At 63.7% G+C, this 14,833-nt stretch carries 10 protein-coding genes; 3 read left to right on the top strand and 7 right to left on the bottom strand.

All coding sequences use genetic code 11. The features are described from left to right. Positions 1-16: 16 nt before the first annotated feature. The 5 genes from V1475_RS01395 to V1475_RS01415 all read right to left on the bottom strand — a co-directional run bounded on the left by V1475_RS01395 (position 17) and on the right by V1475_RS01415 (position 10,952). Positions 17-1,183 (bottom strand): HlyD family type I secretion periplasmic adaptor subunit, encoded by a 1,167-nt coding sequence (locus V1475_RS01395; protein WP_479411316.1) that lies wholly within the window; start codon positions 1,181-1,183, stop codon positions 17-19. Between the two features lie 2 nt (positions 1,184-1,185). Beyond that, positions 1,186-3,309: an ATP-binding cassette domain-containing protein gene (locus V1475_RS01400; RefSeq protein WP_479413942.1), complete on the bottom strand. Its 2,124-nt coding sequence runs from the start codon at positions 3,307-3,309 to the stop codon at positions 1,186-1,188. Between the two features lie 407 nt (positions 3,310-3,716). Beyond that, positions 3,717-5,060, bottom strand: a complete 1,344-nt coding sequence (locus V1475_RS01405; protein ID WP_479411317.1) for a TolC family protein — start codon at positions 5,058-5,060, stop codon at positions 3,717-3,719. Between the two features lie 65 nt (positions 5,061-5,125). Beyond that, entirely contained in the window at positions 5,126-8,272 is a 3,147-nt protein-coding gene (locus tag V1475_RS01410) for an Ig-like domain-containing protein (RefSeq protein WP_479411318.1), read from the bottom strand. A gap of 241 nt (positions 8,273-8,513) precedes the next feature. Beyond that, entirely contained in the window at positions 8,514-10,952 is a 2,439-nt protein-coding gene (locus V1475_RS01415) for a heavy metal translocating P-type ATPase (protein ID WP_479411319.1), read from the bottom strand. Between the two features lie 105 nt (positions 10,953-11,057). Between V1475_RS01415 and V1475_RS01420 the strand changes: the two genes are divergently transcribed. From V1475_RS01420 to V1475_RS01430, 3 genes are read left to right on the top strand one after another with little or no spacing between them, the layout of a single operon-like run. Then, on the top strand, positions 11,058-11,258 hold the full coding sequence (locus V1475_RS01420; protein ID WP_479411320.1) for a heavy-metal-associated domain-containing protein: 201 nt from the start codon (positions 11,058-11,060) through the stop codon (positions 11,256-11,258). A 60-nt stretch (positions 11,259-11,318) separates the two neighbouring features. Beyond that, the gene (locus V1475_RS01425) at positions 11,319-12,059 is read left to right on the top strand and encodes a 2-dehydro-3-deoxygalactonokinase (protein WP_479411321.1); all 741 of its coding nucleotides are present in this window, start codon (positions 11,319-11,321) and stop codon (positions 12,057-12,059) included. Beyond that, positions 12,056-13,051, top strand: coding sequence for an aldose epimerase family protein (locus V1475_RS01430; RefSeq protein ID WP_479411322.1), 996 nt, complete (start codon positions 12,056-12,058; stop codon positions 13,049-13,051). The genes V1475_RS01425 and V1475_RS01430 overlap by 4 nt, the downstream gene beginning before the upstream one ends. Positions 13,052-13,085: 34 nt before the next feature. On the opposite strand, the gene V1475_RS01435 is transcribed toward V1475_RS01430, so the two are convergent. Both V1475_RS01435 and uraH read right to left on the bottom strand, forming a co-directional pair. Beyond that, positions 13,086-14,321 (bottom strand): urate hydroxylase PuuD, encoded by a 1,236-nt coding sequence (locus tag V1475_RS01435; RefSeq protein ID WP_479411323.1) that lies wholly within the window; start codon positions 14,319-14,321, stop codon positions 13,086-13,088. A gap of 1 nt (position 14,322) precedes the next feature. Continuing rightward, complete coding sequence (uraH, locus tag V1475_RS01440) at positions 14,323-14,682, bottom strand: hydroxyisourate hydrolase (protein ID WP_434290399.1); 360 nt, start codon at positions 14,680-14,682, stop codon at positions 14,323-14,325. Between the last annotated feature and the right edge of the window lie 151 nt (positions 14,683-14,833).

Consider the following 14,833-nt stretch of genomic DNA (forward strand, 5'->3'; position numbering starts at 1 on the left):
CAACCCTACCCGCGCCTTACGGTTCGCGAAAGGCCTCACGCGATTTGTAGAGCGGTTTCAGAAGATATTGCAGAAAGGTCTTCGAGCCGGTGTGCAGCTCGACCTGCGCCCGCATGCCGGGTCGGATCTCGATCTTCTGCTGCCGCTCCGTGAGGCTGTCGAGATCGACCGTCGCCGTCACCCGGTAATAGGGCTGGGCATCCGGGTCGCGCTCGTCCTTGAACGTGTCGGCGGAGACCACCTGCACCTTGCCCTTGAGAGACCCGTAAATCGTGTAATCATAGGCAGATAGCTTGATCGTCGCCTCCTGCCCCGGCTCGACATGGGCGATGTCCTCGGGCCGCACATGCGCTTCGATGAACAGCTCCTCGTCGACCGGAATGATCTGGACCAGTTCCTCACCGGGGCGGATCACGCCCCCGATGGTGGTCACCGTCAGATTGTTGACGATGCCCCGCATCGGCGCGGTGATCACCGTCCGGCCCAACTGATCCTGCGCCAGAGTCAGCGCCTGTTTCACCGAGGCCAGTTCCTTGAGCGTATCGGAATAATCCTCCGCCCGCTCCAGCTCCGCCTGCGTCACGATCTCGTTGTATTTGAGCTGCGCGTCCGAATGCGCCTTGCGCGCCCGCGTCACCTCGATCAGCGCCACGACGTTTTTCTTGAGCATGTCCTCCATCATCGAACGCTCCGCCTCGGCCTGTTTCAAAACGGCCATGGCCCCGTCCTTGCGCGCCAGATAATCGTCCACACGGGCCGATAAAAGCGCCTTCTCGGAGGCCAGAACATTGGGCGCGCGGGTGGCGAGGTCCTCGGACACCTCGAAAGCATCCTCCCCCGCCATCTCCGCCTCAAGCCTGAGCTGCCGAACCTCCAAAGCATCCAGTTTTTCCTGAAGATCGTCGGCGGAGGTTCGAAACTCCGTGCCCTGCAACCGCGCCAGCACCTGCCCCTGTTCGACCTCCTGCCCCTCATGGACCAAAAGCTCCGACAGGATTCCGCCTTCGAGGTTTTGCACGATCTGCGGCCGGGACGAGGAAATCATCTGCCCGTCGGCGCGCACGATCTCGTCTACCCGAGCAATCGCCGCCCAGATCAGGAACAAAAGCACCACGAGCGCAGAGATTTTGATCACCCATCCGGGGCGATCCATATCGCGGGCCAGAACATCGTCGAACGCCATTTTCACCCGTCCTTCCGGCTCAGATGTGCCATGACCTGTTCGCGCGGTCCATCGATCTTGAGACGCCCCTGATGGAACACCATGCACCGATCCGTGAGCCCCACGATGGGCATGCGATGCGTCGCAATGATCGCCGTGCGCCCGGTCAGCCAGCCCTGCAACCGCGCAACCAACGCGCTCTCAAGTCCCTGATCCAGCGCGGCGGTCGGCTCGTCCAACAGGCACACGGAGGGGTTCTGCAACCACAGCCGCGCCCAGCCGATGGACTGGCGCTGCCCGACCGAAAGTCCCTCCCCACCGTCCCGGATCTCAAGGTCGAGCCCCCGGTGATGCGACCGCACAAAGGCCCCAAGCCCGGCGAAATCCAGCGCCGCCAAGAGCCGGTCATCGTCGCGCTCCAGCCCCCCAAGATTGAGGTTGTCGCGCAGCGTTCCGGCAAACAGCCGCACGTCCTGCCCGAGATAGCCAACATTGCGGCGAATGTCGCGCGGGTCGATCTGGCTCATCTCGGCGGCATCGAGCAGGATGCGGCCCTGCGACGGCGCATAAAGCCCGGCCAGAAGTTTCAGGAATGTGCTTTTTCCCGATCCATTTGCGCCAAGAACCGCAATTCTCTGCCCTTGTTTTACATCGACAGCGGACAGGTCCAGCGTCGGCGCGCCTTCCGCATCGTAGCGAAACTGCACCTCGCGCAGGGCATAATCCCCCTTGATCTCAGGGCGGCGCAGAAAGTTGCGATCCTCGCCCGCGTCCTGCGGCGCATTGGCAATCGCGTCCAGCCCGTCGAGCGCGGTTTTGACATTGGTCCAGCGCGCCATCGTGCCCGACAATTGCGTCAGAGGCGCCAAAGTGCGCGAGGTCAAAATCCCCGTCGCGATGATCGTCCCCACGGTAAATTCGCCCACAAACACAAGGTACGTCCCCGCAACCACGGCGGAGACATAGGTCAATTGCTGCACCCCCTGCGACCAGAAGGTCAGCATGCCGGAGAGCTTGCGCTGTTCCGAGGATTTCGCCGCCGACAACAGGTTCAGCTCATCCCAGATCCGCCGCACCCGGTCTTCGCCGCGCTGGGTCTTGATCGTATCGAGCTCGAACACCGCCTCATGCAAAAGCCGTGACGCCTTGGCCGAGGCGCCTTGGGTTTCCTGCGTCAGCCGCATCATGCGTTTCTGCATGACATATCCCGGCACCACCATGATCACCGCGCCCAAAAGCAGGATGAACACCACCGGCCCCGCGATGGAGGCCACCAGCGCGAAGAACAGAAAGATGAACGGAATATCCGCCACCGATCCGATGGTCGAGGCGGTAAAAAACTCACGTACGGAACTGAATTCCCGCATCGCCGAGAACAGCCCCGAGGGCGTCGTCGGGCGCGCATCGGAGCGCATGCCCAACAGCCGCCCCATCAGCATCGACTGCACCCGCATCTCGATCTGTCGCCCGGCACCGTCCATCAACCGCGAGCGCGCGAGCTTGAGAACGGCTTCGAGCGCAATCGCCATGACCGCACCCAGAGCCAGCACCCAAAGCGTCGCCTGCGACTGGTGCGGGATCACCCGGTCATAGACCTGAAGCGAAAACATCGCGACCGCGACGGCCAGCATATTGGCCACCAAGGAGCCCAGAGCGATCTCGCCGATCTGGCGTCTGAACGCGCCGAACTGACCCCAAAACCAGTGTTTTTTTGACAAATCAGGCACGTATTGCGCCGAAATCATCTCCACTGTTTTCCCGGCCCGGACCAGCACCCCGGTGAAAAACGGCGCGAATTCCGCAAGCGACACATCCGCGCGCTGATCCGGCGCGGTGCTGTCATGGATGGTCAGCACATCGCCCTTTTGCTTCAGCACCAAGACGACATGCCCGGAGGACATATAGGCCAGCGCGGGCCAGATCTTCGCCGTCAGGACCCGCGGCCGCAGCAGTTCGGCGGCCAGCCCGGTACCCTGCACCGCGCGCAGCATCGCCACGGGTGGGATCTCTCCGTCGGCCTGATCGGCGAGGCTCTCGATGATGTCGGAGACCATCGCCCGTTGCCCGAGATGACTGGCCAGCGCCACAACCAATTCGGCGCGCTGAATGATCTGCCGCGAAAACACCGGTCGGGTCGGCGGCACCATCGCCGCGGTGGGCCGCTCAACATGCGCAACAGGTTCAGAACGCGGTTCCGGTTGATCCTGTGGCACGGTTTCGACGACCGGTGCGACCGGTGCCTGACGGCTCGCCGCATTCCGCGCTTGCGTCTCACGCGCCCGCCGCTCGTCCTCGATCTCCCGCACCCGCGCCGCTTCACGCTCCTGCGCCTCGCGCGTCGCCTCGGCCGCCTTGCGCCGGAGCGCCTCCTTGGCCGCCTGTTTCTTCGCCTCGACCGGATCGCTGGAAGGCTTAGGTTTCACGGGCCGCGTCTCGACCTTCGGCGCGCCGAGATGCACCGTCAGAGGCGCGGGCGCTTTCGGATGGTTCGACACATCCTCAGGCACCCTGGGGCGCGCCGTGCTCAGGGTAAAGGCAAGTTTCGGGGACCGGCTCAAATCGCGCTCCCCTCGGCCAAGGCTCCTTTGTCGCGTGCGATCTCCAACTCGGTCAGGGCGATTTCATATTTGAGATCGATATGTTTGAGCTCCTCGCGGATCATCTGTTCATAGACGTTCAGCACATCCATGACGGACTTCTGACCGGCTTCGAACTGATCCTGAAAAATCCGGTAATTGGCCCGCGTCTGCTGCACCAGATCGGCGGCGTCGCGTTCCTGACGGCGCAGCGCCGTCAAATGGCTTTCGGCCCGCGCGGCGCGGCGGGCGGCGGTTTCCTGCGCCTGCGCGACCGTGGCCTGAGCCGCCGCCTCACGCGCCCGGCTCGCTTCCATCTCGGCGGCGGTGCCCAGCCCCAGCCCCTCCCCCTCGTAATCGAGGCTCGAACTCGTCGTCTGCCCGATCAGCGTCGCCGCCGACAGCGCCGGCAACATCGCGGCGCGTTCCGCCTGCGCTTCGGCAACCGTCCTCTTCGCCTCGGCTTCCGCGCGCATCACATCGAGCGGCACAAGCGCGCTCGCAGGGGCCGCAATCCCCGTGGCCTGCTCCAGCACCGGAAGCGCCGCACCGCCGGTCAGTGTCGCAAGCTCCTCACGCGCACTGGTTTCGGCCTCGCGGTGGCTGCGCGCCTCATGTTCCATTTCGGAGATGATCGACCCCACCACGCGCTGATCCGACAGACTCGACGCCCCGCCCTTGACGCGTTCGGTCACCACCCGGTTGAACTCGCGCATCCGACCCAGACCGCGCTCGGCCATATCCGCCTTTTCCCGCGCCTCGGAAATCGTGATGTAAAGCGTCAGCCCTTCATACACCCGGTCGTTCATATCCTGCGACAGGGCAACGGCGGAGACCTCGACATCGGCGGCGGCAAAGGCGCGTTCCGCCTTGCGCTTGCCATTGTCGTAAAGCGTCGCCTCGACCAGCAACCCGCCCGCCAGCTTGCCCAGCGAACTGAGCGAAATGTCCGGTCCGATGGTCGGCAGCCAGTTCTTCTCCCGCGCCACCGCGCGCATTTTCGAGGCCCGAAGCTCCGCCTGCGCCAGTCCCGAGGAGGTGGCGAGCACGGCGGTGGCAACTTGACCATAGGCGGAGCCTGCGGGCAGGACCGACGGACGCGCCAGAAGATCGGAGATCAGCGGGGAGCCCTCGCCCTCATTGGCGGCCGAAAGGGCGTGATCCGATGCCGCAGCTTTCTCCGATCCGCTGTCGAACCGGTCGGTCTTGAACATCGCAACCGGAGACAGGCCGGACCCTGCGCCCCCGACACAGCCGACCAGCCCCATGGCGGAGACAAAAAGGACACCGATCGCGATGCCGGACTGTGGTCGCGCGCTCATGCCCTTGTTGCTCCTCACCTCCATTGTCACACGGGCGGGTTTCCCCCGCCCGCAGCACGCCTGCCTCAGGGCAGAACGACTTCGATATCGTGATCGACCAACACCTGATCGTCGCCCAGCGTATAGATGTCATAGGTGTTGCCATCCTCGGTCACGCTGCCGACCAGGCTCGCGCTCTCCTCGAACACCACACGATCGTCCTCGCCGCCATGGATGGTCAGCGTGCCCTCTTCGCCCAGAAGCCGGTCGAGATCGGCGGAGGACAGGCTCACTTCGCCACCGTTGACGAACTGAAGATCGATCGCGCCGAGGTCGAACTGGTCGAGGCCGGAATTGTCGAGATCCACTTCGAAATAGGCGCCATCGGGGCGTTCGTTCGTCGTATCGAGCACCAGAAGCGTGTCGGAGCTGTTCCCCGCCGCATCTTCGGCGGTGATGACGATCTGATCGCCGTTCGACACATGCTCACCGAAGCTCACGAACAGCGTGTCGCCGAGATCGGTATCCGTATGCGTGATCTCGCTGACCGTTCCGCTCTCATCCAGGGCATAGACCGACATCTCGTCGCCCGTGTCGGTGACCATGACGGACCCGACCCCGTCGACATAGCGCATGACACCTTCGATAGCGGTGCTGTCGATCTCCGTATCGACGGTGATCGTCGTGGTCTCCGACAGGGTGTTGCCCGCCGCATCGGTCGCCGTCACCACGACATCCGTCTCGTAAGTGCCCTCGGCAATCTCACCCGGCGCGAAGGTCACGCTCCAGTTGCCATCCGCATCCACAGTGGCCTGACGGGTCACCCCCTCGAGCGTCACATAAACGGTGGAGCCGACCTCCACGATCCCGGTCAGGGTCGCGCCGTCATTGATTTCCTCGAGGTTGAGATAGAGATCGCCGCCCGCATCCGCCGAAAGCTCCAGCGCGTTCACATAGGTGTCGTAGCTCAGCGTCTCGGTCAGGGTCGATGTGTTGCCCGCCGGATCGGTCGCGGTGACCGACACATCCGCCGATCCTTCGCCCGACGGCAGCGCCGAGGCCGGGATCGCGGCGCTCCAGTTGCCTGAGGCATCGACCGTGGCGGTGTAGCTCTGGCCATTGAAGGACAGCACCACGGTGGACCCCACCTCGACCGTGCCCGAGAGCACGACGCCGGAGCTTGCTTCCGCCGCGTTGATCACGCCATCCGCGCCGCCCTGCACACCGGTTTCCGCGAAATTCGACACATAGGTGTCGATCTCCACCGCCGCCTGCACGGAGGCGGTGTTGCCCGCCGCGTCGGTCAGCGTTGCGGTGACCGTGCTGTCATACTCGCCCGCCGTGATTTCGGAGGCGGCGAAGAAGGCCGAATAGGTGCCGCCCGTCGTCGAGGTCACCGTGTGCGAGACCCCCGCCAGCGTCACGGTCACGGTTTCGCCCGCCGTCGCCGTGCCGGTGATCCAGACCCCATCGGAGGCCTCGGTGGCGTTGATCACATTGTCGCCCTCGATCGGCGTCGTCAGCGTGATATTGCCCGCAACCGTGTCGACATGCACCACGCTGGTGCTGGTCGCCGTATTGCCCGCCGCATCGGTGGCAACGGCGGTCAGGGTGGTGTCATATTCACCGCCCGTCAGCGTCCCCGCCGCATAAGACGCGGTCCAGGTGCCATTGCCATCGGCCACCGTGGTGACCGACACGCCCGCAAGCGTCACAACGACCGTCGCACCCGCCTCCGCCGTGCCGGTAAAGCTCATCGCCTGCTGGCTCTCGGAAAGGTTCACGGTCTCGTCGCCGCCCGAATGACCCGCATCGATTGCCACACCGGTTTCGGTGTCGATCTCGAACGTGCCCGTCGCGGTGGTGCTGTTCCCGGCCAGATCGGTCGAGGTCGCGGTGACCTCCGTGCTGTAGGTGCCTTCCGGCAACGTGCCGCTCTCATAGGTCACCGACCACGATCCGTCTTCCGCCACGGTCGTCGTGCGCGTCACGCCCTCGACCGTCACCGTGACCGACGCCCCCGCCTCGCCCGTGCCCGTGAGCGTCACACCGCTGGCCATTTCGGAGGCATTCACAGTGCCGTCGCCGCCCGCACTGTCGCCGTCCACGGTCAGCGAGGTCTCAAGGTCGATGGAAATCTCATGCGTGTAGGTCGCGGCATTGCCATAGGCATCGGTGACCGTCGCGGTGACCGTGCTGTCGTAAGTGCCCGCGGGCAGGCTGCTGCCATCGAAGGTCACCGTCCAGGTGCCATCTTCCGCCACGGTGGTCTCGACCGTCTGACCTTCGAGCTCGACCACCACGGTCGCGCCCGCCTCAGATTGGCCGGAGACGATCACATCGTCGGAGGCTTCCGCGATATTGACCACATCGTCGCCCTCGACCGTGTCGAAACTCAGATCCTCCGCCTCGGTGTCCACGACCAGCGTGTCTGTCACCGTGGTCGTGTTCCCCGCCGCGTCCGTCGCCGTGACGGTGACGCCTGTGGTATATTCGCCCGTGTCGATGGACCCGCTCTCGAACGTGGTGCTCCAGGTGCCGTCCGTGCCGACCACGACCGTTTGCGTCGTCCCGTTGATCTCGACCGTGACCGTGGCCCCAACCTCGCCCTCACCGGAAATCACATAGCTGCCGCTGTCGTAAATCGCGCCGTTCACATAGTCGCCAGAGCTTTCCACGCCCGACAGGATCGACACATCCGGCGCCGTCGTGTCGGCATTGCCATTGCCGCCCTTGTCGCCGCCATCGCCATCCATCAGGTCGCCCGCGACCGCAATCCCGGCCACACCGGCCGCCGCCGCCCCGAGGCCAAGCCAGCCGAGCCCCGCCGCCGCAATCGGCGCAACCACCGGCTCGACCCGTTCGAGATCGAGGAAGGCAAGCTGATCGTATTCGCTCCATTTGCCGCTCAGGTCGATGTCCTGATACCCCGCGACAAGCGGTCCCTCGCCCTCGTCCACGAAATCGACCCGGGTCATCGCCCCGTGCTCGGAGAGCAGCAACTCATGCTCGCCCTCGAAATAGCCCTCAAGGACAATCGTCTTGCCGCCCACCAGCCCGATCACCAGATCGCCGCCTTGGCGGGTATAACCGCTGACCGCGGCGCTCGACATATTCAGGGAGATATCTTCGACGTCCTGAACCGCGATCACTTCGCTGTTGCCGGACAAGGAAAGCGTGCCTGTGCTAACGCTGCCCGCATGATCGCGGACGGAATATTGCAATCCCAACATTTTACCAATTCACTTCTGCTCGAGGAACATCCGCGTCCGGGGAAATCCGGCGCAGCTTTTCGTTTCTGTCGCTTGGAAATTACGGGAAAGGCGATTCTCAGGCTAGGGGAGAAATTCAAAGCCGTTAACCATTTGGGCCTTTTCGCCACAAAATCAACGCAAGGTTGTGCCTCACCCCTCCAGATGTTGCGAAATGGCCAAGATATTGCAGCGCGTGCGCAACACTGGCCTTTTTGTCGATTCAAAATGCCGCGGCCATCCGTCGCAGCCTGAGCGCATTCGACACCACGAACACCGAAGACATCGCCATCGCACCCGCGCCGAGCATCGGCGAAAGCTGAAGTCCGAACCCCGGATAGAGCACGCCTGCCGCCACCGGGATCAGCACCGCGTTATAGGCAAAGGCCCAGAACAGGTTCTGCCGGATGTTCACCATGGTCTTGTGGCTCACGTCATAGGCGGTCACCACCGCCGACGGGTCGCCGCCCATCAAGACCACATCCGCCGCCTCGATGGCGACATCCGTGCCGGTCCCGACCGCAATGCCGACATCCGCCGAGGCCAGCGCCGGCGCGTCGTTGATCCCGTCGCCAACGAAACCGACCGCGCCATGGGCCTCCTTGAGCGCCGCGACGATCTTCGCCTTGCCTTTCGGCAGCACCTCCGCTTCGACATGGTCGATCCCGAGATCCCGCGCGATCACTTCGGCGGCGCGGCGGGTATCCCCCGACACCATCGCCACCTTGATGCCGCGCGCATGAAGCGCCTCGACCGCCTTGCGCGAGGCGGGCCGCACCGGATCGGAAATTCCGATCACCATCACCGCCACCCCGTTACGGGCCACAAGAACCGGCGTGCGTCCCCGGTCCGCCAGCGCCGCCAACGGCACCTCGAACGGCGCGGTGTCGATCTTTTCGCGGGTCATCAGTCGCATGTTTCCGACATGCAGCGTCACCTCGCCGATCTCCGCCTTGATCCCATGCCCGGCAATCGCCCGTGCCTTGTCGACCTGCGGCAAAACCAGCCCCCGCTCCTCGGCGGCACGCTCAATGGCCCGCGCGATGGGATGTTCGGATTTCGCCTCGACTGCGGCAACCTCGGCGAGAAGCGCGTCTTCCTCGCCCACCAGAACCGTCACCTCGGTGACGTCCGGGCGCCCTTCGGTCAGCGTGCCGGTCTTGTCGAAGGCAATCACCTTGACCTCCTGCAAGCCCTGCAACGCATCGCCCTTGCGGAACAACACGCCGAGCTCGGCGGCGCGCCCGGTGCCCACCATGATCGAGGTCGGCGTTGCCAGCCCCATGGCACAGGGGCAGGCGATGATCAGCACCGCAACGCCCGCGACCAGAGCATGCGCCAGCGCAGGCTCCGGTCCGAAGATCAGCCAGACCAGCACGGTCAGCGCCGCCAGCCCCATCACGACCGGGACGAAATACATCGTCACCTTGTCGACCATCGACTGAATCGGCAGTTTCGCGCCCTGCGCGTCCTCGACCATGCGAATGATCTGCGCCAGCATCGTATCCGCTCCGACCTTTTCGGCCAGATAGGTCATCGTGCCTTCGCCATTGACCGTCCCCGCAATCACCGGCGATCCTTCGGCTTTCGCCACCGGGAGCGGTTCGCCCGAAATCATCGCCTCATCGACATGGCTGTCGCCCGACAAAACCTTGCCGTCCACCGCGATCTTTTCGCCCGGACGCAGATGCAGCACATCGCCCACCTTGATTTCTTCGATCGGAACCTCGACCACCTCGCCCGCGCGCTCAACCCGTGCGGTCTTGGCCCGCATCCCCGCAAGTTTGCGGATCGCCTCGCCCGTGCGCCCCTTGGCCCGCGCCTCAAGCCAGCGGCCCAGCAGGATCAGGGTCACGATCACGGCGGCGGCCTCGAAATAGACGTTCTGCGCCCCCATCGGCACGGCACGGGGCCAGAAGGTCACCACCGTCGAAAACAGATAGGCCGCGCCTGCGCCCAGCGCGACCAGCGCGTTCATATCCGGCCCGCCCTTCAGGAGCGCGGGAATGCCCTTGGCGAAAAACACCCGCCCCGGCACCGCAAGAATCACGGTCGTCAAGGCAAATTGCACCATGCGCCAGAGCCATTCCGGCACGGTCATCATCCACCAGTGATGCAGCGCCGGGATCAGATGCCCGCCCATCTCGATCAGAAAAATCGGCAGGGTCAGCACAGCAGCGAGGATCAGCTTGCCGCGGATCTCCCGCGCTTCGCTTTCCTTGCGGTTCACCGGTTCGGCCGTCGTATCGACCCGCGGTTTCGCCTCATACCCTGCCCCTTCGATGACCTTGGTCAAGCTTTCGGCATCTTGCACACCCGTCAGATACGTCACCGTTGCTGTTTCGGTTGCGAGATTGACCGAGGCCGCAGTCACCCCCTCAACCGCCTGCAAGGCGCGCTCGACCCGCCCGACACAGGAGGCACAGGTCATGCCCTGCACGTCAAAGGTCATCTCTTCGACCCGCGCCGGATAGCCCGCCTTGTCCAAAACCGCGACCAGACGCGCCACATCGACGCCTTCGCCGAATCGCACATCCGCCGTCTCTGTCGCAAGGTTCACATTGGCGGCCTCGACCCCCTCCGTGCCTTTCAAAGCGCGCTCGACACGCCCCACACAGGAGGCGCAGGTCATACCTTCGACGGAGAAACGGGTGCTGTGCATATTTTCCACTCTGGCCTTCTAACGGTTCGGCGTTAGATATATAGCGCAGAGCCACGGCGCATTCGAGCGATCCGTGAGGATATTCTCAAAGAAGGGTCACAATCCATGTCCGTCTTTTCCGTTCCCAACATGACCTGCGGCCATTGCAAGGCTGCCATCACCGAAGCCCTCGAAGCGATCGACGACACGGTCGAAGTCGAGGCCGACATCTCCGCCCATGAAATCGACGTCTTTTCCGAGGCCGGCGACGAGGCCATTCTTGAGGCGCTGAAAAAGGCGGGTTACCCGGCCGAACTCAAAAGCTGAGCCCCCATTGCATCGCCGTGCCCCCCACGCCATAAACACTATGACACGAGGGAGGCACGGATGAGCGCACAGGCGGGGATCTTCGACGGGACGGAGCTTTGGCTCTGGGATCTCGACAGCGCCTCCTCCGCCCCGACCCGGACCAACCCCGAGGATCACGCCGCTCTCGCACTCCTCGCAGGCACCTCTGCACCCGCCCGCAATCTGCCCTGCGCCGCCCTGCCCGAGACGCTTCAATCTCCCGACATCCCGCCCCTGTCGCAGGATCATCCCCGCACCGTGACACGGGGCGAAGAGGTGACGCTGGCCGGGTTCATCGCGCAAAATCCGAAATTCGACGGCATCCTCTGCCTGCCCGGCAAATCCTCAACGCTCTGGGCCCATGTCAGCGCCGGGGAGGTCGTCTCCATGCGGCGTTTTCTGACCGGAACGCTGCTCGGCGCCGTGTTTGGCGATCTGACCCTCGGCGATGCGGAAGCGTTTACAGACGGCCTGTCCGATACCATGTCCCGCCCTGAAAACGCCGCGCTGCGGCTTGCCGCACTCAAGGCGATGGCGGATCAGGGTGAGCTGCCCCTGCCGGAGGCCACATCGCGCGCAACCGCCGCGCTGATCGGCACGGAACTCGCCGCCACACGCGCCTATTGGCTCGGCCAACCCGTGGCCGTCATCGCCCCCGCCTCCCTCCGCGCGCCCTATCGCACAGCCCTTGAAAGCCAGTTCGTCCCAGTCTCTCAGGCCGACGGCCACGCCATAACGCTCGCCGGGCTACGCCTTGCACGTGAAAGGTTGACCCGATGAAGGAACTTTTCGGTCATCTGAAAGACGGGCGCCGCGTCGACGCGATCACACTGACCGCTGGCGATCTGAGCGTCACCATTCTGTCCTACGGCGCAATCCTCAACGACGTCCGGCTGCGCGGAGTGCCCTATGGGCTGACGCTCGGCGGATCGGAAATTGCCGCCTATGAACACGGGCCGATGGAGTATTTCGGCGCCATCGTCGGCCCGGTTGCCAACCGGATTTCCGGCGCGCGGGCGGAGCTCGACGGGCGCGAACTGGGGTTCGAAGCCAACGAGGGCGAGACGCTCCTGCATGGCGGCCCCCAAGGGCTGCATACCGAACTGTGGAAGATCGCCGCCCTGAGCGCCACCTCCGTGACCCTGACCCTGACATTGCCCGACGGCAAGGGCGGCTTTCCCGGCAACCGCCTGATCACCGCGCGCTATACGGTCGAGGCCCCCGCGACGCTCCGGCTCGAACTCACCGCCACCACCGATGCGCCGACGCTTTTGAACCTCGCCAACCATTCCTATTGGAACCTCGACGGCACGGCGACCACCGACGGCCATTGGCTTCAGGTCTTCGCGGATCGCTATACCCCGGTCGACGGTCGGATGATCCCCACCGGCGTGCTGGACGTGAGCGGCACCGGCTTCGATCTCAGCGACGGCCATGTGCTGCGCCCTTCGGACGCCCAGCGCTTTGACCACAATTTCTGCCTTGCGGACGGGCCGGGCAAGATGAAACCCGCCGCCGTGCTGCGCGGGACAAGTGGCATCACGCTGCGCATGGACACCAGCGAGCCGGGGCTTCAGGTCTTCGACGCCGCCCCCATCGGCAGCGGCGCGATGAACGGCCATCGCGGCGTGCCGGAGGTCGGGTTTTGCGGCGTCGCGCTTGAGGCCCAGCGCTGGCCGGATGCGCCGAACCGCTCCGATTTCCCTTCGGTCCGGCTCGATCCCGAAGACACCTACCGGCAGGAAACCCGCTGGTCCTTTTCAAAGAAATAAGGCGGGGAAGACCCCGCCCTTTTTATCCCTCAAGTTATCCCTCAAGCCCCGCTTCGTACCATTTGCGAATGGCCGCGCGGCTCTCGTCATCGAGCGCCATGTAACTGCCCGCAGGCGGCATGGCGTGGGTCACCCCGGCCTGAAGCCAGATCTCTTTCGCCAAGGTCGCCACCTCCTGCGTGGTCTCAAGCCGCACGCCTTTCGGCGGCGAGGCCATGCCCTCCCAATAGGGCTCTCTGGAATGGCACATGGAGCAGTTGGTGGTGACGATATCATGCACCTCCTCGAACCCGGCAGCCGAGGCAAAGCGCTGCGCCACCGGGCCGAGCGCGGCTTCGTCCTCGCCCTCGTCCTGCATGTAAATGCCTGCGGTCGACAACCACATGACGGCGAGGAAAAGCCCCACGGTCAGCCCCCATGTCCACCACAGCATGCCCCCGCGTTTGTGCATCGTGTTGAAGAAATGCCGGATCGTGACCCCCATCAGGAACACCAGCGCCGCGATGATCCAGTTGTACTTGGCGGCGAAGGCCAGCGGGTAGTGGTTCGACAGCATCATGAAGATGACCGGCAGGGTCAGGTAGTTGTTATGGGTCGAGCGCTGCTTGGCGATCTTGCCGTATTTCGCATCGGGCGTGCGCCCGGCCTTGAGATCCTCGACCACCACCTTCTGGTTCGGAATGATGATGAAGAACACGTTGGCGCTCATCACCGTCGCCGTAAACGCGCCCAGATGCAGAAACGCGGCCCGGCCCGAAAACACCTGCGTATAGCCCCAGGCCATCGCCACAAGGATCACATAGAGGATGACCATCAGCCAGGTGTCGTCCTTGCCCAGCATCAGCTTGCAAATCGTGTTGTACGCGATCCAGCCAAAGGCCAGCGAAGCCACGGAAATCGCGATCGCCATGCCGCTCGACATCTCCAACACGTTCGGATCGACGAGATACAGTTCGGAGCCGAGGTAATAGACCACCGCCATAAGTGCAAAGCCCGTGAGCCAGGTCGAATAGCTTTCCCATTTGAACCAGATCAGGTCCGAAGGCATTCGTGCAGGCGCGACCATGTATTTCTGGATGAAATAAAAGCCGCCGCCATGGACCTGCCATTCCTCACCCGACACGCCTTGGCGACGATCCGACGAGGGCCGCAGCCCGAGATCGAGCGCGATGAAATAGAAAGACGACCCGATCCACGCAATCGCGGTGATCACATGCAGCCAGCGCAGGGCAAACTCCGCCCATTCCCAGAAAATCGGCATCAACGTCATGTTAGCTCCCCCGATAGGTCGAATAGCTGTAAGGCGACAGCAACAGCGGCACGTGATAGTGGCTTTCCGCGTCATTGATCCCGAAACGGATCGGGATTTGATCGAGGAACAGAGGCTCTCCACCGGCCTGCCCCGTGCGCCGCAGGTAGTCGCCTGCAAAGAAAATCAGCTCATAGGTGCCGGTCTTAAATGTCCCGGCGGGCAGAATCGGTGTGTCCGTCCGTCCGTCGGCATTCGTCACGGCCGTCGCAATCTTTGTGTGACTGTTGCCGGAGACGCGGTAGAGCGCAATCTCGATCCCCTCGGCCGGCAAACCCTTGGCCGTATCGAGAACATGGGTGGTCAAAAAACCGGAAGTCATGGCGAAGCTGCCCAAATAGTTAGCGTTTCGTTTGGAGACTGTCGGAAAGCCGCCGTCGCAGCAACAATCAATCTCGTCAGATTGCATACAAAAGAGTATTCGATATCTAACAAGCCTACCAATTAGTCAAAAAACACGAAGGCCAAGGGAA

It is taken from the genome of Celeribacter sp. SCSIO 80838 (genome assembly GCF_056498065.1).